Annotated in this window: 19 protein-coding genes and 1 pseudogene; 19 read left to right on the top strand and 1 reads right to left on the bottom strand. The window is 46.9% G+C overall.

The features are described from left to right. From ICN10_RS08025 to rlmD, 7 genes and pseudogenes are all read left to right on the top strand, one after another. Positions 1-1272: an efflux RND transporter periplasmic adaptor subunit gene (locus ICN10_RS08025; protein ID WP_216214430.1), complete on the top strand. Its 1272-nt coding sequence runs from the start codon at positions 1-3 to the stop codon at positions 1270-1272. Then, complete coding sequence (locus ICN10_RS08030) at positions 1273-4350, top strand: CusA/CzcA family heavy metal efflux RND transporter (protein ID WP_216214432.1); 3078 nt, start codon at positions 1273-1275, stop codon at positions 4348-4350. A gap of 32 nt (positions 4351-4382) precedes the next feature. Continuing rightward, positions 4383-5177, top strand: a complete 795-nt coding sequence (gene surE / locus ICN10_RS08035) for a 5'/3'-nucleotidase SurE (protein ID WP_216214433.1) — start codon at positions 4383-4385, stop codon at positions 5175-5177. A gap of 29 nt (positions 5178-5206) precedes the next feature. Beyond that, positions 5207-5830: pseudogene (locus ICN10_RS08040) on the top strand (protein-L-isoaspartate(D-aspartate) O-methyltransferase); the annotation flags it as partial. Between the two features lie 37 nt (positions 5831-5867). Next, positions 5868-6629, top strand: a complete 762-nt coding sequence (locus ICN10_RS08045; RefSeq protein WP_216214437.1) for a peptidoglycan DD-metalloendopeptidase family protein — start codon at positions 5868-5870, stop codon at positions 6627-6629. Positions 6630-6646: 17 nt separating this feature from the next. Continuing rightward, positions 6647-7468, top strand: a complete 822-nt coding sequence (locus tag ICN10_RS08050) for a 3'-5' exonuclease (protein ID WP_216214439.1) — start codon at positions 6647-6649, stop codon at positions 7466-7468. Beyond that, on the top strand, positions 7461-8888 hold the full coding sequence (rlmD, locus tag ICN10_RS08055) for a 23S rRNA (uracil(1939)-C(5))-methyltransferase RlmD (RefSeq protein ID WP_216215277.1): 1428 nt from the start codon (positions 7461-7463) through the stop codon (positions 8886-8888). Before ICN10_RS08050 ends, rlmD begins: the two co-directional genes overlap by 8 nt. Before the next feature lie 324 nt (positions 8889-9212). Here rlmD and ICN10_RS08060 read toward each other — a convergent pair whose 3' ends face one another. Then, positions 9213-9914: a Bax inhibitor-1 family protein gene (locus ICN10_RS08060; protein ID WP_216214442.1), complete on the bottom strand. Its 702-nt coding sequence runs from the start codon at positions 9912-9914 to the stop codon at positions 9213-9215. Positions 9915-10175: 261 nt separating this feature from the next. On the opposite strand from ICN10_RS08060, the gene ndk reads away from it, so the two are divergent. From ndk to ICN10_RS08120, 12 genes are all read left to right on the top strand, one after another. Further along, entirely contained in the window at positions 10176-10601 is a 426-nt protein-coding gene (ndk, locus tag ICN10_RS08065) for a nucleoside-diphosphate kinase (RefSeq protein ID WP_068321117.1), read from the top strand. Positions 10602-10632: 31 nt separating this feature from the next. Next, positions 10633-11841: a 23S rRNA (adenine(2503)-C(2))-methyltransferase RlmN gene (gene rlmN, locus ICN10_RS08070; protein WP_216214443.1), complete on the top strand. Its 1209-nt coding sequence runs from the start codon at positions 10633-10635 to the stop codon at positions 11839-11841. 26 nt (positions 11842-11867) lie between these two features. Next, a complete protein-coding gene (gene ispG / locus ICN10_RS08075) occupies positions 11868-13136 on the top strand; it encodes a flavodoxin-dependent (E)-4-hydroxy-3-methylbut-2-enyl-diphosphate synthase (RefSeq protein ID WP_216214445.1) in 1269 nt (422 codons plus the stop codon). Positions 13137-13163: 27 nt separating this feature from the next. Beyond that, complete coding sequence (gene hisS / locus ICN10_RS08080; protein ID WP_216214448.1) at positions 13164-14492, top strand: histidine--tRNA ligase; 1329 nt, start codon at positions 13164-13166, stop codon at positions 14490-14492. A 47-nt stretch (positions 14493-14539) separates the two neighbouring features. Continuing rightward, entirely contained in the window at positions 14540-15199 is a 660-nt protein-coding gene (locus tag ICN10_RS08085; protein WP_216214450.1) for a tetratricopeptide repeat protein, read from the top strand. After that, positions 15199-16356, top strand: a complete 1158-nt coding sequence (gene bamB, locus ICN10_RS08090) for an outer membrane protein assembly factor BamB (RefSeq protein ID WP_216214452.1) — start codon at positions 15199-15201, stop codon at positions 16354-16356. Before ICN10_RS08085 ends, bamB begins: the two co-directional genes overlap by 1 nt. Then, positions 16353-17717 carry a ribosome biogenesis GTPase Der gene (der, locus tag ICN10_RS08095; RefSeq protein WP_216214455.1) on the top strand — a complete coding sequence of 455 codons (1365 nt, stop codon included), beginning with the start codon at positions 16353-16355 and terminating at the stop codon, positions 17715-17717. The genes bamB and der overlap by 4 nt, the downstream gene beginning before the upstream one ends. A 160-nt stretch (positions 17718-17877) precedes the next feature. Further along, positions 17878-18120 carry an RNA chaperone Hfq gene (gene hfq, locus ICN10_RS08100; protein ID WP_068321135.1) on the top strand — a complete coding sequence of 81 codons (243 nt, stop codon included), beginning with the start codon at positions 17878-17880 and terminating at the stop codon, positions 18118-18120. Between the two features lie 28 nt (positions 18121-18148). Then, a complete protein-coding gene (gene hflX, locus ICN10_RS08105) occupies positions 18149-19354 on the top strand; it encodes a GTPase HflX (protein ID WP_215350168.1) in 1206 nt (401 codons plus the stop codon). After that, positions 19344-20831 carry an FtsH protease activity modulator HflK gene (gene hflK, locus ICN10_RS08110; RefSeq protein WP_216214462.1) on the top strand — a complete coding sequence of 496 codons (1488 nt, stop codon included), beginning with the start codon at positions 19344-19346 and terminating at the stop codon, positions 20829-20831. The genes hflX and hflK overlap by 11 nt, the downstream gene beginning before the upstream one ends. Then, complete coding sequence (gene hflC, locus ICN10_RS08115; RefSeq protein WP_068321145.1) at positions 20831-21700, top strand: protease modulator HflC; 870 nt, start codon at positions 20831-20833, stop codon at positions 21698-21700. Before hflK ends, hflC begins: the two co-directional genes overlap by 1 nt. 20 nt (positions 21701-21720) lie before the next feature. Continuing rightward, on the top strand, positions 21721-22884 hold the full coding sequence (locus ICN10_RS08120) for an ATP phosphoribosyltransferase regulatory subunit (RefSeq protein WP_216214465.1): 1164 nt from the start codon (positions 21721-21723) through the stop codon (positions 22882-22884). Positions 22885-22946: the final 62 nt, after the last annotated feature.

Consider the following 22946-nt stretch of genomic DNA (forward strand, 5'->3'; position numbering starts at 1 on the left):
TTGAAAGACAAAATTCTTTCGTTTCTCAAGCACTTAACTGAAAAGGTTAAGCCTATTTTGCATAAAGGCGCGCATCACGGTACGCACCATGCAAAAGTGGCTGCTGCTGGCTTGGCAGGCTTATATTGGAATCTATCACCGCAGAATCGTTATCGCGTTCGTCTGGCTGCTTTTGCTTTTGCTATTTTGTCTTTGGGCATCGTAGTAGGGCGTGTAACCAACGTCAATCGTGCTGTAAAAATCGAAGCCTCCGATAAGGCGCTTAAGGTTGAAAGTAGTGGCGTCTTGGAATTAAAGCTTCCTGGAGTGACTCTCAATCCTGAAATCTATGTTTTTCAGACGGCTGAAAAAGTGCAAGTGCCCGTTAATATCAAAGTGCCAGGACGTTTGGCATTTAATGCAGAGAAATCTAAAGTCTTGTCAGCTCGTGCACCTGGTCGCGTAGAGCGTATTTATGCTTTCGACGGTGCTCAAGTAGAGATTGGCTCCCCAATCGTCGAGCTCTATAGCCCCGAGTTCCTATCTGCCCAGCAAGAATACTTACTCTCATCTAAAACTGCCAAAGTTCTCGAGGCTAATAAATCTATGAGTGACTTATTGGGTGATGCGCGCATTACTCAGCAAGCTGCCGCAAATCGTATGAGAAATCTCGGCGCAGGCGATGGTGATATCAAAAGTATCGAATCTACCGGTAAGACAAGCAATAACTTAATCATGCGCTCCCCTTTAAAAGGGGTTGTGGTTAAGCGTAATGTCGAGCCAGGTTCTGCCGTGAGTTCTGGCGATGTGATTGCGACTTTGGCTGATCCTAAGCAGCTCTGGTTCTTGGGTAATGTATTTGAGCAAGATTTTCGTTTGATCAAACAAGGTCAAAAGATGGTCTTGCACCTAGAAGCCTATCCAGAAAAAGAATTCGTTGCTTATGCCAATTACATTTCGCCAACGGTTGATCCACAAACCCGCGCTTTATTAATTCGTGCGGATGTTGAAAATACGGATGATCTCTTGCGCCCAGACATGTTTGCATCAGGCTCGTTAACTACAGGTACGGCAGATGCTGTAGTGGTTCCGCAGTCCGCTATTGTGCGAGTACGTGAAAATCGTTACGCCATCGTTAAAGTTGGCCCAGAAACTTTCCGTCGCGTACCTGTTAAAGGATATGACCTCAATAGCAAGAGCTTTGCAATCACCGAAGGTGTAGAGCAAGGCTGGCAAGTGTTATCCGAAGGCGCTGTTTTGTTAAACGATCGTTTTGCAAAGCAGGAGGACTAAGTGAGCGTTTTCACCTCCTTTATTCGAGGGGTAGTTGAGAAGCGTGCGCTTGTCATTTTTGCGTCCATCGTTCTGCTTGGTTTGGGTATGCTCAGTTTGAGTAAGTTACCAATACAGCCTTATCCTGGAGTCGCGCCATTAACCATTCAAGCGATTTCACAGTGGCCAGGAAGAAGTACCACCGAAGTGGAGCAGCAGGTCACTATTCCGGTAGAGAACGCTTTGGCAGGTATTCCGGGCTTGCAAGCATTTCGCTCGGTATCGCTTTTTGGTTTATCTGTTGTTACTCTCAAATTTAATGACACTGCCGATCCATTCAAGGCCCGTCAAACCTTTTTAGCTAACTTAGCAAACGTTGCGTTTCCACCGGGTGTTACTTCCAGTATTAGCCCTGACTCAGATGCGACTGGCGAGATCATGCGTTACGAAGTGCGCTCTGAGTATGCATCTTCAACTTTGTTGAAGACCTTGCAAAACTATGAGATCTACAAAGAGCTTAAGCAAACCCCGGGTGTAGCTGATGTCTCGTCTTTTGGCGGCAAGGTTCGTCAATATCAAGTCATTGTTAGTCCTGAAAGCTTGCAGGCTAAGGGCGTATCAGTCAATCAGTTAATTACAGCCCTCACCAATGCCAATAGCAATACCGGTGGCGGCTTACTCCCTAGTGGTGAGCAGCAGTTTGTGGTGCGCGGTGTAGGTCTTCTGAAGAATATCGATGACATCAAGCAGGTTGTAGTCACAATCAATAATGGCGTCCCCATTCGGATTGGTGATGTAGCGCGGGTAGAGATTGGCAATGCGCCACGCTTGGGCATGTTCCAGTTCAACGACAATCCCGATTCGGTTGAGGGTATTGTTTATTTACGTCGTGGTGAGAACGCTACTGAAGTATTGGCTCGTGTGCGCAATACTGTCGAAAACATTAATAAACATATTCTGCCTCCTGGCATCGAGGTAAAGCCTTTCTACGATCGTCAGGTGCTGTTGGATATCACGATCGGCACCGTTAAACACACCTTGTTCTTTGGTATCTCTCTGGTATTGGCAGTTCTATTCTTCTTCTTGGGAAATATTCGTGCAGCTGCGGTAGTTGCTGCGGTGATCCCTCTAGCGCTTTGTGTGTCATTTATTCAAATGCATTTATGGAGCGTACCTGCCAATTTGATTTCTTTGGGGGCAATTGACTTTGGTGTGATCGTTGACTCGGCAGTGATTCTGACGGAAAACGTCATGCGTCACTTAGAGGAGGGCGGTAAGCGTCTGAACCAAAGCATCATTTTGGCAACCAGTGAGGTTCAGCGTGCCATGATTTATTCCACTGGCATCATCATCGTCGCGTATTCACCATTGTTCTTCATGGGTGGCGTAGAGGGCATCATCTTTAAGCCAATGGCATTTACGATGGGCTTTGCCTTGATTGCAGCGATGATTCTTAGCCTGACATTCTTGCCGGCAATGATCTCACTGGTATTTGGTGAAAATCTACATCACAAGCCACCATCTTTCATTACCAAGATTTTGGATAGCTACAAGCCTTTGCTAAGAAGATGGATGGACCGTCCATTAACCGTTTTCTCAGTGGCAGTCTTTGTATTGGGAATCACGCTCTTAAGCATGACTCGCCTAGGCACAGCCTTCTTGCCAACCTTGGAAGAAAACAATATTTGGTTGCGCGTGACATTGCCTAATACAGTCGATCTCGATTATTCAGTCAAGATTGCCAATCAACTTCGCGAAACCTTTATGAAGCAACCGGAGATTGAAAAGGTTGCTGCACAGATTGGTCGTCCAGACGATGGTACCGACTCTACTGGTGTGTTTAACCAAGAATATGGTCTTTACTTAAAGAGTCCGGACAAGATGCCAAGCGGGTCCTCAAAGAAGGATTTGATTGCGCATTTAGAGACTGAGCTCAATAAGATTCCTGGTATTACTTATAGTTTCTCTCAATATATTCAAGATAACGTTAACGAAGCTTTATCAGGCGTTAAGGGCGAAAACTCAGTCAAGATTTACGGCACTGACCTTGAGGTTTTGGATCAAAAAGCACATGAAGTCATTGATCAGCTCAAAAAAGTTCGGGGTGTAGCTGATGAGGGCATTCTGAAGGAGTTAGGTCAGCCTACGCTGAATATTCAGATTGATCGTGATCGCGCTGCGCGCTACGGCATTAATGTGAATGATATTCAGACGGTAGTAGCAAACGCTATTGGTGGCGCTGCAGTGACTAACTTACTTGAAGATGAAAAAACTTTTGGTATTGCTGTGCGTCTGAATGAAGGTAGCCGTAATGACGTGGCTGATATTGGTCACTTACTGGTTGAGGCACCTGACGGTACCAAGATTCCTTTGTCAATGGTAGCCAGTGTTCGCTTAACGGATGGCCCATTCTTTATTTACCGCGAAGCTGGTAAGCGCTATATTGCGATTAAGTTTAGCGTTCGTAACCGTGACTTAGGTAGCGCTGTAGAAGATGCTCAGTTCTTGGTAGAGAAGAACATTACTTTGCCGCCAAACTATTCGATTAGCTGGGATGGTCAGTTCAATCAAATGAAGCAAGCGCAGAAGAAGTTGATGTTAATTGTGCCGTTGGCATTATTAGGTATCTTCTTATTGCTCGTGAGTGCATTCGGTAATTTCCGTGATGCTTTCATTGTGATGATTAATGTGCCATTTGCTGCTATTGGTGGTGTGATTGCTTTGCATCTAGCAGGTGAGACCTTGAGTATTTCGGCATTCTTTGGATTCCTATCGCTCTTTGGTATCGCCATTCAGGATGGCGTGATCCTGATTTCCTTTATTAATAAGACAGCTGCTACAGAACATGGTCAGATGAAGGACATCATGGTGGAGGGTGCTTCATTGCGTGTTCGCCCAGTGTTGATGACTGCCGCACTCTCAGGCCTTGGCCTCTTGCCAGCTGCTTTATCGCACTCCATTGGGTCGGAGGCGCAACGTCCTTTGGCATTAGTCATTGTGGGCGGTATGGTAACCACTACGATCTTGACGCTTTTGGTGTTGCCAGTGATATATGGCTGGTTTAGAGCGCGCTCCCTGACCCCAGCTAGTAATATATAAACATTCAGAAAAATAGAAAGAACCCAATATTCATGAGCAATCGTCAACCTCACATCTTGGTTTCCAATGATGATGGCTATTTAGCTCCTGGCCTATTGGCTCTGGTAAATGCGGTACGTCCTTTGGGTCGGATTACGGTGATCGCTCCCGAGCAAAACCATAGTGGTGCATCAAATTCATTAACACTCTCAAGACCTCTCTCGATTCATCGAGTGGCTGGTGGTGAGCGTGATGGATTTTTCTTTATCAATGGCACGCCGACGGATTGTGTTCACGTTGCCATGACTGGTTTTTTAGATGAGAAGCCTGATTTGGTAATCTCTGGCATTAACCAAGGTGAGAACATGGGTGAAGATACTCTGTACTCTGGCACAGTAGCTGCTGCTGTTGAGGGTGTGATGTTTGGAGTGCCGGGCATTGCATTCTCACAAATTGATCGCGGTTGGAATCGTATTGAAGATGCCGCTAAAGCAGCGCACGATGTAGTAGCGCAAATGCTGGTTTCTGCGTTAAGCAAAAATCATGCTGATGGCGTAGCAACACTGCTGAACGTCAACATTCCGAATCGTCCCTACGCCGATCTTTATCGTTGGCGCGTAACCCGCCTGGGCAATCGCCATCATTCGCAGCCAGTAGTGGTGCAAGACAGCCCTCGTGGCGACAAGATTTACTGGATTGGCGCTGCGGGCGATGTCAAAGAGGGTTCCGAAGGTACCGACTTTCATGCGATTGCTGAAGGCTGTATTTCTATTACGCCAATGCAGTTGGACTTAACGCATCATGCGCGTTTAGCAGCAATGCGCGCAAATGGATGGGATCGCGGTTGAAAGCTCCAACAGAACGCTTTGCTGCCTATCGGCAAGCGCTAGCTGCAAAAGTGCATGCTGGCGGTGTTAAGCATGGCAAAACTTTAGAGGCAATTGCTACCGTTCCACGTCATGCCTTCATGGACGCGGGTTTGCATGCACAGGCTTATGAAGATACGGCTTTGCCTATCGGTCATGAGCAAACTATCTCTAAGCCATCCGTAGTGGCACGCATGATTGAATTGCTTCATAAGCCTAAGCACAAGCTTGGCAAAGTTCTAGAGATTGGAACTGGTTGCGGTTATCAAGCGGCAGTTCTTAGTTTGCTGGCAGATGAGGTTTACTCAATTGAACGTATACGCCCATTGCATGACATGGCTAGAGCGAAGTTACGCCCATTTCGGATTAATAATCTGCGCCTAATCTATGGTGACGGTATCTTGGGCTTACCCCAAGCGGCACCATTTGACGGGATCATCTTGGCTGCAGCAGGATTGGGCATTCCAGATGCCTTATTGGACCAGTTGGCGATTGGTGGCCGCCTAGTAGCTCCAGTTGCCAAAAATGACAAAGAGCAGCAGCTTGTGATGGTGGAGAGAATGAGTTCTCAGCGCTATCAAAGAACTGTGCTGGACGGGGTCTTTTTTGTCCCCTTACAATCAGGGGTAGTATGAGTTTTATGATGAATTCAACAATTCAGAAATCAATTTAATGCCAAGTACCTTATTTAAGCCTTTCTTCATTGCGCTCATTTCCGCATCATTGATGTTGATGGTGGGTTGTTCTACGCCCCGTACGAAGCCTGCTAGTGTGACTGATCGCAGCGGTGGATCTAGTGAGCCAACACCGCCTGGTTACTATCGAGTTAAAAAAGGCGATACCTTAGCGCGCATTGCTTTAGATAATGGTCAAGCGCCACGGGATGTTGTGCAATGGAATAAAGCAGCTAATCCTAGTTTCAATCCGAATGTGATTGAGGTTGGTGATTTGATTTTGATTAAAGCGCCTGCGGGAACTAAGTCTGCACGTGTTGCGGATAAGAAGCCCGCAGCAGACAAGTCTGATTCACCAGCAACCTCTCCAGAGCCAGCAAAGTCTGAAGTCGTAGCTGAGCCTGGCATCCGTTTATCTTGGCCGGCTAAAGGCAAAGTGATTGCTGAATTTAGCGAGACCAATAAAGGTATTGATATTGCCGGTAAAGTCGGCGAACCTGTTCTTGCAGCATCTGATGGCAAGGTGGTCTACGCAGGTAATAGCTTGCGTGGTTACGGCAATCTAGTCATTGTTAAACATGACAATACTTATCTCACTGCTTACGCCCACAACAGCAAGCTCTTGGTAAAAGAGGGTGATGCCGTTCGTAAGGGTCAGAGGATTGCTGAGATGGGTGATACAGACGCCAATGCAATCAAGTTGCACTTTGAATTACGCGTTAACGGAAAACCAGTTAATCCAACGCCGTATCTACAGTAACGTTGCCTTAAGTAAGTATGGCAACTGTTCTCGTATTTGATATTGAAACCATTCCTGATGTAGCGGGATTGCGTCGTCTGGAAGATTTTCCAGAATCCATGAGCGATACCGAAGTGGCTAGCAAAGCCATGGCCGATCGTGCGGCCAAAACCGGCAGCGAATTTTTGCCCTTGTTTTTGCAAAAGATTGTCGCTATATCTTGCGTGATACGCAGAACCACTAAAGAGGGATTGCCACAAATTAAAGTGGGCACCCTAGGTACCCCACAAGATGATGAAAAGGTTTTGGTTCAGGCCTTCTTTGATCTCATTGAAAAATACACGCCACAATTGGTTTCTTGGAATGGCAGTGGCTTTGACTTGCCGGTATTGCACTATCGCGCTCTAGCAAATCACATTCAAGCACCACGTTATTGGGAGATGGGCGAGAGCCAAGAGTCTGATAGCCGTGAGTTTAAGTGGAATAACTACATTAGTCGATATCACATGCGTCATCTCGATATGATGGATCTACTAGCTAAATTCAATGGTCGCGCCAATGCGCCTCTTGATGGCTTGGCTAAGTTATGCGGCTTCCCAGGCAAGATGGGCATGGACGGCAGCCAGGTATGGCCCGCGTATCAGGATGGCAAGATTAATGATATTCGCCGTTACTGTGAGACTGATGTGGTCAACACTTATCTCATGTATTGCCGCTTTCAGTTGCTGCGCGGTGGCTTCTCTCTCGAGGAGTACCAAGAAGAGATTGAGTTTGTAAAAGCCTATTTAGAAAAAGAAGCTAAAGAGCCTAATGGCGCTCAATGGCAAGAATATCTCCAGGGTTTTTCAGCTGATGCGTAGAGGGGATAAGCCAGTCAATATTGAAGTGACTGAGCCAATCAAAGTTGAAGCCTTAGATCTTGATGCTCAGGGGATTGCACGCTTAATGCCTAATGAGGAAGAGCTTGCTCAGGGTCAAAGTGGCAAAGTCATCTTCATTAAAGGCGCGTTGCCAACTGAGCTAGTAACTTACACCATCACCAGTGATAAAGCCCGTTTTAGCAAAGCTAAAGTTCGCGATATTCTGAGGCCTGCTGTGTTTCGGGCTGAACCCAAATGCAAAGCCTTTGGTGTGTGCGGTGGCTGCACGATGCAGCATTTAGATATACGTGCGCAAGTTGCCATGAAGCAGCGTGTACTCGAAGACGATCTGCATCACATTGCCAAAGTAAAGCCAGGAGAAATTCTGCGTCCTATGGGCGGACCTACTTGGGAATACCGCCATCGTGCACGCCTCAGCGCCGTTAATCGCTCTATCAAAAAAGGCACGGTACTCATTGGCTTTCATGAAGGTAAGAGCGGCTATGTTGCTGACATGCTTGCGTGTGAGATTTTGCCAAAGCACGTATCTGACTTATTGCCAGAGATGCGCAAATTGGTGATGGGTTTGTCCATCGTCGATCGTATGCCGCAAATTGAAATTGCGGTTGGCGAGCCAGAAGATTCTCAGTCGGATGATCCTAAAAAATCAAAACCAGTTACCGCATTGGTGTTTCGTAATCTCAAGCCCCTAACGTCTGATGACGAACAGCTGCTGCGAGAGTTTGCCGATCGGCATCAGGTGTGGATATGGCTCCAGCCTAAAGGCATTGAGACGGTAGCACCGTTTTATCCCGAGACTGGCAAGCTTTGTTACCGGCTACCTGAATTTGAAATCGAGATGCCATTTAAACCGGCAGACTTTACGCAGGTCAATCACATGATGAATCGCGCATTAGTGAGTAGGGCGATTCGCTTGCTTGAAGTAAAGCCAACGGATCGTGTGCTCGATTTATTCTGTGGCATTGGTAATTTCACCTTACCGCTTGCCAGAAAAGCAAAACAAGTTTTAGGCATAGAAGGTTTAGCAAGCTTAACCACTAGAGCCAAAACCAATGCCGAACATAACGGCCTGGTTGATAAAGTAAGCTTTATGCAAAGTGATTTGTTTGAAGTGACCCCAGAAACGATTGCATCCTGGGGAAAAGCAGAGCGCTGGCTAATGGATCCACCACGCGAAGGTGCGATGGAGATTTGCAAGGCGTTAGCTGAATTACACCTTCAGCAAAGTGACTTGCTCCCTCAGCGCATTGTGTACGTCTCCTGCAATCCCAAAACGCTAGCAAGGGATGTTGAGATCCTGTGCCATCAAGCAGGCTACTCCTTGAGTAGTGCAGGGATTATCAATATGTTCCCTCACACCTCCCATGTGGAGTCTATGGCGGTTTTTGATCGCCTCTAGTTCATCCTAGATTGCCCCAATTTAGTGCGTAGCGCCTAAATCCAGTGCGCCGGGTAAATACTTGGCCCCAACCCAAGAGTAGATTGAGCTTGTGCAGAGATGTATTGCTGCCATGCCCGTAAATTACTTTTGGGAGTTTGTCATGAAAGCCTCAGATAGTTTTGCCCTCTTATTTATTTTGATGGCGCTGTCTTATGCTGTGAGTATGTTTGTAGCTGTTTAGTTTCTAGTCGCAAACAATTCGCACGAAGCTTATTTTGTAGCAAATAAAAAGGCGCCCGCAGGCGCCTTTAGAGAACATCACACTTCAGTTCTTAGTATTGCTTAATCTTTGTTACCGCCAACAATACCCAAGAGGGCAAGTAAGTTGGTAAAGACGTTATACACATCCAAGTAAATAGCTAATGTAGCCATGATGTAGTTAGTCTCGCCACCGTTGATCACGCGCTGTACATCAACCAAGATAAAGGCTGAGAAGATTGCGATAGCTAGAACCATCACAGTCAGCATCAAAGCCGGTAACTGCAGCCAGATGTTTGCTAATGAGGCAACGATCAAGAGCAGCACGCCAACCATGAGCCACTTGCCCATACCAGCAAAGTCGCTCTTGCTTACAGTTGCAATGGTTGCCATAGTGGCGAAGATTGCAGCAGTGCCGCCGAATGACAACATGATGAGAGTTGCACCATTGCTATAGCTGTTCAGTGTGTAGCCAACTAAGCGGGACATCATGATGCCCATGAAGAAAGTAAAGCCGAGGAGTAGGAGAACGCCTACACCAGTGTCTTTATTCTTTTCAATTGCCCAGAAGAAGCCAAAGGCAACTGCCATGAACACGATAAAGCCGATGAATGGGCTACCTGCGAAGAGATCCAATCCCATGGCAACACCGAGCCAGGCGCCAATGACAGTAGGCACCATGGATAGCGCTAGGAGCGCATAGGTATTGCGGAGTACGCGGTTGCGTACTTGGACGGTACTAATTGAGCCGGTTTGGCCAAAGCCGTAAGAGTTCAGATCACTCATATTGACTCCTTCTTTTTTCATAGTTATTACAAGAGCCCATATAGGGCTATTGACAGTAAGTATAGACAAAACGCCTAAATTTCAAGCCCCCATGTGAAAGACCTACAAATTAAAGGCTTATGCCCTGTAAATTCAAGGGCTTAGCCCTACGGACATAGGGGTAAATACGGTCAGGCAATGTATAATTCGGGGGTCGCTGGAGTGGGGTGGCTTATAGCCCCAAGCTGGCAAATACCTTTGAAATCACTATTGGAGTCTTGAATGGCAATTGAACGCACCCTTTCTATTATCAAACCTGATGCTGTCGCTAAAAACGTCATCGGCAAAATCTATGACCGTTTCGAATCTGCTGGTTTGAAGATCGTTGCTTCCAGAATGGCGCATTTGTCACAAAACGAAGCTGAGCAGTTCTATGGCGTTCACAAAGATCGTCCTTTCTTCAAAGACTTGGTGAGCTTCATGATCTCCGGTCCTGTCATGATTCAAGTTTTGCAAGGCGAAGGCGCTATTGCTAAGAATCGCGACTTGATGGGCGCTACTGATCCTAAGAAAGCAGAAAAAGGCACAATCCGTGCTGACTTTGCTGACAGCATTGATGCAAACGCTGTACACGGTTCTGACGCTCCTGAAACAGCTGCTGTGGAAGTTGCATTCTTCTTCCCTGGCATGAATGTTTTCAATCGTTAATCAGTAACCTATTTATCTACAAGTAGGCGCATTGACCTCCCCGCGCGTAAATCTCTTAGATTTTGACGCTGACCAAATGGCAGCGTATGTCGCGGGGTTGAATGAAAAGCCCTTTAGGGCAAAGCAGCTCATGCAGTGGATACATCAACGTGGTGTATCAGACATCAATGACATGAGTGATTTAGCAAAAAGCTTTAGAGCGACTTTGCTAGATAAAGCAGAAGTACTTTCTCTCCCCGTAATTAAAGATGAGCATGCGCTAGATGGCACCCGCAAATGGTTGCTGGACGTGGGCGCTGGCAATGCGGTGGAGTCCGTTTTTATCCCTGAGGATGATCGAGGCACTTTGTGTATCTCTTCTCAAGCGGGCTGTGCAGTGAACTGCCGTTTTTGCTCAACTGGGCATCAAGGCTTCTCGCGCAATCTCACTTCTGGTGAAATCATCGGTCAACTTTGGTTTGCCGAACATCTTCTGCGCAATGATCCAGAAGCAATTCGTCGTATTGAAAAATTTCCTACTCCAGGTTGGGAACATACTGGTCGTGTGATTTCCAATGTGGTGATGATGGGAATGGGCGAGCCATTACTCAATTACGACAACGTTGTTTCTGCATTGCGTCTCATGCTCGATGACAGGGCTTATGGTTTGTCCCGTCGTCGTGTGACCGTTTCAACATCAGGCGTAGTGCCGATGATTGATCGCTTGGCACAAGATTGTCCAGTGGCACTAGCAGTTTCCTTGCATGCGCCGAACGACGCATTGCGCGATCAACTAGTGCCTTTGAATCAAAAATATCCTCTACGTGAATTGCTTGACGCTTGTGAGCGTTACTTGCCATTCGCACCAAGAGACTTTTTAACTTTTGAATATTGCATGCTCGATGGCGTGAATGACTCTGATATCCAAGCAAAAGAATTGGTGCGCTTGCTCAGAAACATTAAGTGCAAAATCAATCTCATTCCATTTAATCCGTTCCCAGAGTCCGGTCTCAAGCGTTCGTCAGCCCAGCGGGTAAATGCCTTTGCGGGCATTCTCCTGGATGCCGGCATGGTGGCGACAGTGCGCAAGACTCGTGGCGATGATATTGCTGCTGCCTGTGGCCAGTTGGCGGGGGATGTAGTAGATCGCACTCGAGTTCGTGAGCGTGATGTGCATAGCGCCGAGATTGAAATCGAAGAAGTGGAATCCAATGAGCAGTCAAATGAGCACCCCATTGAGTGGCTCAAAAAATTAAGTTAAAGATTAGACCCTGATTAATAGATCCAATGAGCTCTGATAATTCTTTGCCACCATTGCCGTTAGGTCCAGCACCTAAGCGAGCTACGCGTCAGGCAACTGTTGCCTGGAAAACCAACATCATTACCGTTGGAGGAGATGCTCCTGTTCGTGTGCAGTCGATGACCAATACCGATACTGCCGATGCAGTTGGCACAGCAATCCAGGTAAAAGAATTGGCGCGTGCTGGTTCAGAGATGGTGCGCATTACTGTCAATACACCAGAAGCAGCTGCTGCAGTTCCTTATATTCGTGAGCAGTTGGACAAGATGGATGTCTTGGTACCACTCATTGGTGACTTCCACTACAACGGCCACACTTTATTAAATGATTTCCCAGAGTGCGCAAAGGCGCTCTCTAAGTACCGCATTAATCCAGGCAATGTAGGCAAGGGCGCGAAGCGTGATCCACAATTTGCTCAGATGATTGAAGCCGCATGTAAATACGACAAGCCGATTCGTATTGGTGTGAACTGGGGCAGCTTAGATCAAGATCTCTTGGCTTCGATCATGGATAGTAATGCGGCTTTAGCAGTCCCAAAAACTGCGCAAGAGGTGATGATTGAGGCTTTGATTCAATCTGCGTTGCAGTCTGCAGAAAAAGCGGTTGAATTTGGGATGAACCCTGATCAAATTTTGTTGTCTTGCAAAGTAAGTAATGTGCAGGACTTGGTTGCGGTATATCGCGATCTCTCTCGTCGCTCTGACTATCCATTGCATTTGGGTTTAACTGAAGCAGGCATGGGCAGCAAAGGAATTGTTTCTTCAACTGCAGCAATGGGTATCTTGTTGCAAGAAGGTATTGGCGACACGATTCGTGTTTCGTTAACACCTGATCCAGGCGCTCCTCGAGAAAACGAAGTCATTGTTGCGCAGGAGATATTGCAGACCATGGGCCTGCGTAATTTCACGCCGATGGTGATTGCTTGTCCTGGTTGCGGCAGAACAACTAGTACCACTTTCCAAGAATTAGCAGCCAATATTCAGTCTTACTTACGTCAACAAATGCCGGTTTGGAAGAAAACTCATCCTGGCGTTGAGAATATGAATGTGGCCGTCATGGGATGCATCGTCAATGGCCCAGGTGAGAGTAAGCATGCCAATATTGGTATTTCCTTGCCAGGTACTGGAGAAACCCCAGCTGCCCCAGTGTTCGTAGATGGGGTTAAAGTAAAAACGCTGCGTGGTGAGAGAATTGCCGAAGAGTTCCAGGTGATTGTGGATGAATACGTAAAACAAAACTACGCGGCTAAGGTTTAAACAGGTTTAAGCAAAACAATAATAAAAATGACTGATCAAAACGTAAAAGATAAAGTTCAAAAAACGCAGAAGATTAACGGCGTACGCGGCATGAATGATTTGCTGCCAGCCGATGCTGCTCAATGGGCGCATCTTGAACATGTTTTGCGTGATCTCACGCGCGCTTATGGCTATGAATTTTTGAGAACGCCTATTGTGGAAGCTACGGCGGTATTTCAGCGCGGTATTGGTGAGGTGACTGATATCGTTGAGAAGGAAATGTATTCCTTTGAAGATCGTTTGAATGGCGAGCAATTGACTTTGCGCCCAGAGGGTACAGCTGCATTAGTGCGTTCCGTGATTGAGAACAATTTGCTGTACGAAGGACCAAAGCGTCTCTGGTATACGGGTCCGATGTTCCGCCATGAGCGTCCACAGCGTGGTCGCTATCGCCAGTTCCACCAGTTCGGTATTGAAGCCTTGGGCTTTGCTGGACCTGATATCGATGCAGAAATTATTCTCATGGGCCAGCGCCTATGGGATGAGCTAGGTCTGAAGGGCGTTCGTTTAGAGATTAACTCTCTGGGTCAGGCGCCTGAGCGTGCAGAGCATCGTGCAGCCCTGGTAACGTATTTTGAGAAGAACAAATCGCAGTTGGACGAAGACTCACAACGCCGTCTGCTTACAAATCCTTTACGAATTTTGGATTCTAAGAATCCAGAGATGCAGGCCTTGATCGAAGGTGCGCCGAAATTGTTGGATTTCTTGGGTGAAGAGTCGCTGAAGCATTTCAATGCGGTACAAGCTTTGCTTAAAGCGAATAACATCCCTTGCAAAATTAATCCCCGCTTAGTTCGTGGCTTAGATTATTACAACCTCACAGTATTTGAGTGGGTGACAGAAGAGTTAGGTGCGCAGGGCACTATCGCTGGTGGTGGTCGCTATGATCCCTTAATTGAACGCATGGGCGGCAAAGCTGCTCCTGCATGTGGTTGGGCAATGGGTATGGAGCGTGTTCTTGAGCTCAAGAAAGTTTCTGGTTCCTTGCCGGAAACCCAGGCGCAATGCGATATTTTTGTTTTGCACCAGGGCGGTGAGACTTTAACGGCCGCCATGATTATTGCCGAGCGTTTACGTAGTGCTGGAATCGATACCATTCTTTTCTGCCCTCCAGATGGTCAATCCGCTAGCTTTAAGTCCCAAATGAAGAAGGCGGATAGTAGTGGGGCTGCCTTTGCGGTCATTATTGGTCCTGATGAATTGGCTAAGAACGAGGCTCAACTCAAGGATCTGCGCGGCACAGGTGAACAGAAGTCTATTCCTTTAGATGATGTCTTGGGAGCAGCAATTGATGCCTTGGTAGGCGCCTCCGAATAGAATTAGCCTAATACTTATAAATTACTTATTAATTAGTTTGGATTGACATGCCTTTAGATCTAGAAGAACAAGAACAATTAGACCAATTCAAAGCGTTTTGGCAAAAATATCGCAATCTCATTACAGGTGTGATTACTGCTGCTTTATTTGCTTATGCTGCGTATAGTGGTTATCAGTGGTGGCGCAATAGTCAGGCGCTTGAAGCCTCCAAGCTATATGAAACGATGGTTGGTGCAATTGCTAAGGGTGATAAAGATCAAACCTTGCGTGCTGCAGATGATTTGCAAAAAGATTTTGGCCGTACACCTTATGCGGCGATGTCTAGCTTAATTGCTGCGCGTATCGCATCAGATGCGGGTGATGGCAATAAAGCTTTAGATTATTTACGTTGGGCCGCTAAGAATGCTTCAAATGATGGCTACTTGGCATTGGCAAAGTTACGTTTAGTGACACAGTTAATTGAGCAGGGTGGGGAAAAGGATTTCGCTGAGGCAGATCAAATTCTGAATCAGAAACCTATCGCTGGTTTTGAGTCCCTCTGGCTTGAGCGTCGAGGCGATTGGTATTTAGCGCAAAAGAAAAATGATCAAGCTAAGCAGAGTTATCAAGAAGCTTGGAAGAAGTTGGATCAAGCAAAAGAATTTCCAGAGGAGGCGCGCCGTCTCTTGAAGGTTAAATTAGATGCTGTTGGAGGGGTTTCTCAGTGATGACTAAAGAGATGAAGCGTTTGCCGATGCGCCTAGGCGCTGCCTTGGTATTGGGTTCCGTGGTAATAGCTTTAGTCGCTTGTTCCGGTGGCTCTCGTGTGAAAAAGCCTGCCGAACTGACTACGGTTACGAATCAATTTGATTTGCAACCGGTATGGTCAACTAGCGTTGGTTCATCAGAAACTTTTAACTTTCATCCCGTTGTTGCTGGTGACGCTGTATATGCCGCTTCTCATCGAGGGAACTTGGCCAAAATAGATTTGGCATCAGGCAACAAGGTATGGGAGGCATCTGTTCCCGAGCGTTTGTCTGTTGGCCCTGGTTCTGATGGTCGCACCACAGTTGCTGTGACTACCAAAGGCACTGTCTATGCTTATGACGACACAGGCAAGCAGATTTGGAAAGTCAGCGTCGGCAGCGAAGTATTGAGTGAGCCAGTAGTTGCGGGTGGCGTAGTGATTGTGCGCGCCCTAGACAATCGTTTTATTGGATTGGATGCGCAAACTGGCGCCAAAAAATGGACCTATCAGCGTCAGCAGTCTGCTTTGTCATTGCGTGTGGGTTATGGCATGTTGGCCATCGGTAACGAAGTGATTGTTACTGGCTTTGCAGGTGGACGTTTTGGCATGATTGCGATTGCCAATGGCGGATTAGTTTGGGAGACCCCTGTATCGTTTCCAAAAGGGTTTTCAGAAATTGAGCGCTTGAATGACGTTACCGCTAAACCTAGTATGGAAGGCGAGATTCTCTGCGCCGTTTCTTATCAAGGCCGTATTGGCTGTGGTCAGGCGCGTACTGGCAATCTTTTATGGTTCAAGGATTACTCAAGCTATACCGGCACCTCCCAAAGTACGGACATGGTTTTCTCGGCCAACGATAAATCCTATGTCACTGCTTTTGCAACCAAGGATGGCACTCAGGTTTGGGAAAATACTAAGTTAACTTACCGTGACGTCGGTGAGTCGCTTGCAGTAGGTAGAGTTTTGTTAATGGGTGATGCCCAGGGTTACATCCATGCATTTTCACAGGCGAATGGTGAGATGGTTGCACGTATTCGTCACGACAGTAGTCCAATCTCGGCTGCCCCTATTGCGGTAGGTGGCCTCATCTTGGTTCAATCTCAAGGTGGAAAAATAGCGGCGTACAGTCCAAAATGAATCCAGTCATCACTATCGTCGGTCGTCCCAATGTAGGGAAGTCGACTCTCTTTAATCGCTTAACGCGTTCACGTGATGCATTGGTGGCGGATTTTTCTGGCTTAACCAGAGATCGACACTACGGCAAAGGCCGCATTGGTGAACGTGCATTTATTTGCGTAGACACCGGTGGTTTTGAGCCGGTTGCTAAGACCGGCATCGTTGCCGAAATGGCAAAGCAGACTAAGCAGGCTGTTGCTGAATCAGATATTGTGATTTTCTTGGTGGATGGCCGCTTAGGAATGGCGCCACAAGATCGTGTCATCGCAGACTTCTTGCGTAAGACCGGTCGCCCAGTCATTCTGGCAGTCAATAAAACTGAAGGCATGCAAGCAGGCGTTGTCACAGCAGACTTTCATGAGTTGGGTTTAGGCGAACCTTTCCCAATTTCTTCTGCTCACGGTGATGGCGTGCGTGGTTTGATTGATGATGCATTGGATTCTCTAGGCATCGCAGAACCAGATGAAGATGAATTAGCAAACGATCCAAATCGCCCAATGAAGATTGCGGTGGTAGGTCGTCCAAACGTGGGTAAATCCACATTGATCAATAAGTTAATCGGTGAAGAGCGTGTAATTGCATTTGACATGCCAGGCACAACGCGCGATGCGATTGAAGTTCCCTTTGAACGCAACGGTAAGCCATACATTCTGGTTGATACCGCTGGTCTGCGTCGCCGTGGCAAAGTGTTTGAAGCGATTGAAAAGTTTTCTGTTGTCAAAACATTGCAGGCTATTGCTGACTGTAATGTCGTGATCTTGATGTTAGATGCGCAGCAAGATATTTCTGAGCAAGACGCTCATATCGCAGGATTTATTGTTGAAGCTGGCCGTGCGCTAGTGGTGGCAGTGAATAAGTGGGATGGTATTGATGCGTACGTAAAAGAACGCGCTCGCTTAGAGATTGCACAAAAACTACGCTTCTTAGATTTTGCAAACGTTCATCCGATCTCAGCCAAAAAAGGCACAGGCCTAAAAGAGCTCTTTAAAGATGTGGATTCTGCATACGCTGCAGCTATGGCTAAGTTGCCGACTCCACGTTTGACCCGTATCTTGCAAGAAGCAATTGAGCATCAGCAGCCGAAACGCGTTGGCATGGGACGTCCTAAATTGCGTTATGCCCATCAAGGGGGTATGAACCCCCCAATTGTGGTCATTCATGGCACATCCTTGAGTGGTGTGACTGATAGCTACAAGCGATACTTAGAGGGTCGCTTTAGGGATGTCTTTAAGTTACGCGGTACGCCTTTGCGGATTCAGATGAATACGGCCAAAAACCCCTATGTGGATGCTGATAAAGGCAAAAAGGGCAAAAAGCGTTAATTTGGGATAAGCTTTTACCTTCAAATTGATATGGGCTTGATTTTTTCGAAAATCAGCCCAATATAGAGGGCTCATGTAGAAGTTGTCGTAAAGATTGATATTTAATTAAAAAAGCAAGACTCCGAAAAAAGTAGTTCAGAAAAGATAAATAAGGGGCAGTATGAATAACAAACAAATTCAATTACTTCAGGATCCATTTCTCAATGCGTTGCGCAAAGAGCATGTACCTGTTTCGATCTATCTCGTAAACGGCATTAAGTTGCAGGGCAATATTGAATCTTTTGATCAGTATGTTGTCCTCTTGCGCAATACCGTGACGCAGATGGTTTACAAACACGCAATCTCGACGATTGTTCCTGCTCGTGCGATTGATTTCCGTTTAGAAGAAGCTAGCCCTGTATAAAACTGGAGTTGATGCGGCACGTGCCGTTCTGGTTGGAGTAGACACAGGGCGCGAAGATTTTGCTGACAGCATGGCTGAGCTCAGTCTTTTAGCTGATAGCGCTGGATCCATACCCGCAGCCAGTGTTATTGCCCGCAAAGGCAGGACAGATCCTGCTTTATTTATTGGCTCAGGTAAGGCCAATGAACTCAAAAGGGTCATGGAAGAGCAGGGCGCAGAGCTAGCAATCTTCAACCATCCTTTATCTCCAACGCAGCAGCGAAATTTAGAACGTCACATTGGATTTCATGTGATGGATCGCACTGGTTTGATTTTGGACATCTTTAGTCAAAGAGCGCAAAGTCACATTGGTAAGACGCAAGTTGAACTTGCGCAAGTGCGATATCGCATGTCTCGATTGGTAAGAGCATGGAGTCACTTGGAGCGTCAGCGTGGCGGTATTGGTGTGCGTGGTGGTCCTGGTGAAACGCAAATGGAATTGGACCGCCGGATGTTGGCAACCAAGGCCAAGCGTCTTGAGAATGAATTAGAAAAGCTACAGCGCCAACAAAGAACCCAAAGACGTGCTCGAAATCGCAAGGATGTGTTTTCGGTTTCTTTGGTGGGATACACCAATGCCGGCAAATCCACCCTTTTTAATGCCCTAACCAAAGCGGGGACATATGCGGCTGATCAGCTATTTGCCACCCTCGATACCACCTCAAGAAGGGTTCATTTAGATGGTGTCGGGTCGATTGTGGTCTCCGATACGGTGGGATTTATCCGGGATTTACCCCACCAGCTGGTAGAGGCTTTTAGGGCAACCCTGGATGAAACCATCCACGCTGACCTGATTTTGCATGTCATAGACGCTTGTAGCCCCGTAGCTAGGGAGCAAAAGGCTGAAGTTGAGGCTGTTTTAGAGGAAATTGGGGCCGATGACATCCCCAGGATCGAAGTAATGAACAAAATCGACCTCATGCCCCAAACCTTTACCCGTGGGGCTGTTTTAGAGCGGGATGGGCAGGGCTTTCCTAGCCAGGTTTTCCTGTCAGCCCAGTCTGGCTTGGGCCTTGATTTGCTTCGTTCCGCCCTCGCCGAATGCTCTCAAATGACTGATAGAATAAGGGTCGAGCACAACCGCGCCAAGAAGCAATTGGCCCCGGATGAGTTTTTAGAGCCATTACCTGAACGACCAGAAACTTCTGAATTTAATCCGATTTCCAACCCGAGCTATTTTTCTAATGACGCGTAAATTTCTAGGACTGTTTTCGGTCAACGATCCCGGTTGGGGCAATAGCCACAATTCCGGTGGATCTAAAGATGCTAAAGATGGGCAGGGAAGCGATCAAGCTCCAAAAGCCGATCCAGAAACTAATCAGCCTGTAGAGACTCAACCAAACAATCGGCCAAACAGTCAGCCAAATAAGTCAGACGGCCCTCCAGATTTGGATGAGCTCTGGAGAGATTTCAACGACAGAATTGCTGGCATTTTTGGCGGCAAAAAATCTCCTGGCTCTGCTAGCAAACCATCTAATAAGCCGAATAGCACTGACATTCCTCCGCCTTCACAACGAGGTGGTAGTGGTGGTAGTGGCGGCGGTAACGGCGGCATCAGCGCACCTAATTTCAATTTCAGCAATCCATTCGGTTCAAAGGCAAGCATTCTGATTGCAGGTGCAGTTGTCTTCTTTATGTGGGTTTGCAGTGGCTTCTTCATTATTCAAGAAGGTCAAGCTGGCGTCATTCTGACTTTTGGTAAGTACGACTACACCGCGAAGCCAGGTATTAACTGGCGCATGCCGTGGCCAATCCAGTCTGAAGAGACGGTGAACTTATCAGGTGTTCGTTCTGTAGAAGTAGGGCGCCCAGTCCTAATTAAAGCGACGAATCAAAAAGATTCTTCCATGCTGACTGAGGATGAAAACATTATCGATGTGCGCTTTGCCGTGCAATATCGCCTGAAAGATCCTACTGATTATTTATTCAACAACCGCGATCCTGATGCTGCAGTAGTACAAGCTGCTGAAACAGCCGTCCGCGAAATCGTTGCACGCAGCAAGATGGATACCGTGCTGTATGAAGGTCGTGAAAAGATCGGCATTGATTTAGCAAACTCCATTCAGAAGATTTTGGATAGCTACAAGACTGGTATCTATGTGACGAGCGTGACTGTGCAAAACGTTCAGCCACCGGAGCAGGTGCAAGCAGCCTTTGATGACGCAGTGAAAGCTGGTCAAGATCAAGAGCGCTTAAAGAGTGAAGGTCAGGCATATGCGAATGACATTATTCCAAGGGCTAAAGGCACTGCCGAACGTCTGATTCAAGAGGCTGAAGGTTATAAGGCCCGTGTAGTGGCTACCGCAGAAGGCGATGCCACACGCTTCAAACAAGTATTGGTTGAGTACTCTAAGGCTCCTCAAGTGACGCGTGATCGTATGTATATCGATAGCATGCGCGAGATGTACAACAACGTTACTAAGATTTTGGTTGATACCACTAAGAGCAATAGTCTTTTATATCTCCCACTCGATAAGATCGTTGCACAGGTGAGTGCGGAAAGTGCTCAAGCTGCCAATGCACAGGTTCAATCTGGAGCAACCACCCCAACAGGAAGTGTGACGGTAGGTGGTGCCACTGGTGCAAGCTCATCCTCTAACGCCACTTCAACTAACAATAGTTCTGCAGATAAGCGTGATGGCCTCCGTAGTCGCGATAGGGAGTCTAGATAATGAATGCAAATCGTTTAATTGCGGCAGGCATTGGCTTTGTTGCACTCATTTATGTCTTGTCCTCTAGCATCTTTGTTGTAGATCAGCGTAAGTATGCTGTGGTGTTTTCTTTTGGACAGATAGTTCGCGTGATTGAGAATCCCGGCATCCAAGTGAAGTTGCCGGCACCATTTGAAAGCGTTCGCTTCTTTGATCGCCGTATTTTGACTATTGACAATCCAGAAGCAGAGCGTTTCATTACTGCTGAGAAGAAAAACTTATTGGTAGATTCTTATGTGAAGTGGCGCATTGTTGATCCACGTAAGTTCTTCATTAGCTTTAAGGGTGACGAGCGCTTGGCGCAGGATCGCTTAACTCAGTTGGTTCGCTCAGCCTTAAATGAAGAGTTCACCAAGCGCACTGTGCGTGAGTTGATTTCTGATCAGCGTGAAGAGGTGATGCAGGGTATTCGCAAGAAGGTTGCGGATGACGCATCTGATATCGGCGTTGAGATTGTGGACGTGCGCTTAAAGCGTGTTGACCTATTGGCTGAAATTAGTGATTCTGTTTACCGCCGTATGGAAGCAGAGCGCAAGCGTGTTGCTAATGAGTTGCGCTCTATGGGTGCTGCTGAATCAGACAAGATTCGCGCAAATGCAGAACGTCAACGCGATACGATTTTGGCGGAAGCCTATCGTGATGCCCAAAAAATTAAAGGTGCAGGCGATGCTAAAGCAACCGCACTCTATGCAGAGGCATTTGGTCGTGACCCACAGTTTGCTCAGTTCTATCAGAGCCTAGAGGCCTATAGAAGTTCTTTCAAGGATAAGAAAGACGTGATGGTGGTTGAGCCGACCGGCGAGTTCTTCAAGTTCCTGCACAAAAAATAAGAAAGCAAATTGTTCACATCATGAATCGCTGGTTACTTCCTGAAGATATTGCAGATGTTTTGCCTGCTGAGGCTCGCAAGGTTGAGTCATTGCGTCGTGCCGTTTTGGATTTATACCAGTCTTATGGTTATGAACTAGTTGCTCCTCCAATTTTGGAGTTCTTGGATTCTTTATTAACGGGTACCGGTTCCGATCTCAATCTTCAGACCTTTAAGTTAGTAGATCAGTTATCTGGCCGTACCTTGGGTCTGCGTGCGGACATGACACCGCAAGTAGCTCGCATTGATGCACACCTCTTAAATCGTGCCGGGGTTACTCGTCTCTGTTATGCAGGCTCTGTAGCGCACGCTCGCACTCCAGTGGGCAGCTCTGCTCGTGAAGAATTGCAGTTGGGCGCTGAGATTTATGGATGCTCTACCTGGGAAGCGGATTTAGAGGCTATTACTCTATTACTCAAAACATTGTCTGTTGCCGGCTTAGAGAAGGTCTATATAGATCTGTCTCATGCGGGCATTTTGGCTGGCATCTTAGACGGTCAGAACTTAAATAAAGAAACAGTTGAAGCTTTGTATGGTCTCTTGCAAAGCAAGGATCGTCCACGTCTAACTCAATGGGCAACTTGCTTGCCAACAAATATTGCAAAAGCATTGATGTCTTTGACCGAGTTGAACGGTCCTTGTGCGGAAGTGCTGGCAAAGGCCAAAAAAGACTTACCTAAACACGCTGCTATTGATCAGGCTTTAGCGGATCTTGAGCGTTTAGTGTCAGCTGCAGCAAAACTGTCTGGCAATTTAGAGCTCAGTATTGACTTGGCGGATTTGCGTGGCTATCAGTATCACAGCGGTGTGATGTTTGCTGCCTATGTTGATCAATTACCGCAGCCGATTGCAAGAGGCGGTCGCTATGATCATGTTGGTCAAGCCTTTGGACGTCCACGTCCTGCTACTGGTTTTTCTTTGGATCTGCTAACGCTGGCAAGCTTATCGCCTTTAAGTATTCGCAAGCTGGCAATCATTGCCCCTTGGATCGACGATGCAGAATTAAGCAAGGCTATCGCCACCCTTAGAGGTCAGGGTGAGGTAGTGATACAAGTTCCAGCAGGCACAACCCTTGAGGCTGCCGAATACGAATGTGACCGAGAGTTGGTGAAGCAGGGCAACTCTTGGGAAGTAAAAAAGAAGTAAGGCAGTAATTAAATTAAAGCAGTGAACAGTTAACTTATTTTGTAATTATCTTTTTGGATTTC

The sequence above is a fragment of the Polynucleobacter sp. 86C-FISCH genome (assembly GCF_018882415.1).
Lineage (GTDB): Bacteria > Pseudomonadota > Gammaproteobacteria > Burkholderiales > Burkholderiaceae > Polynucleobacter.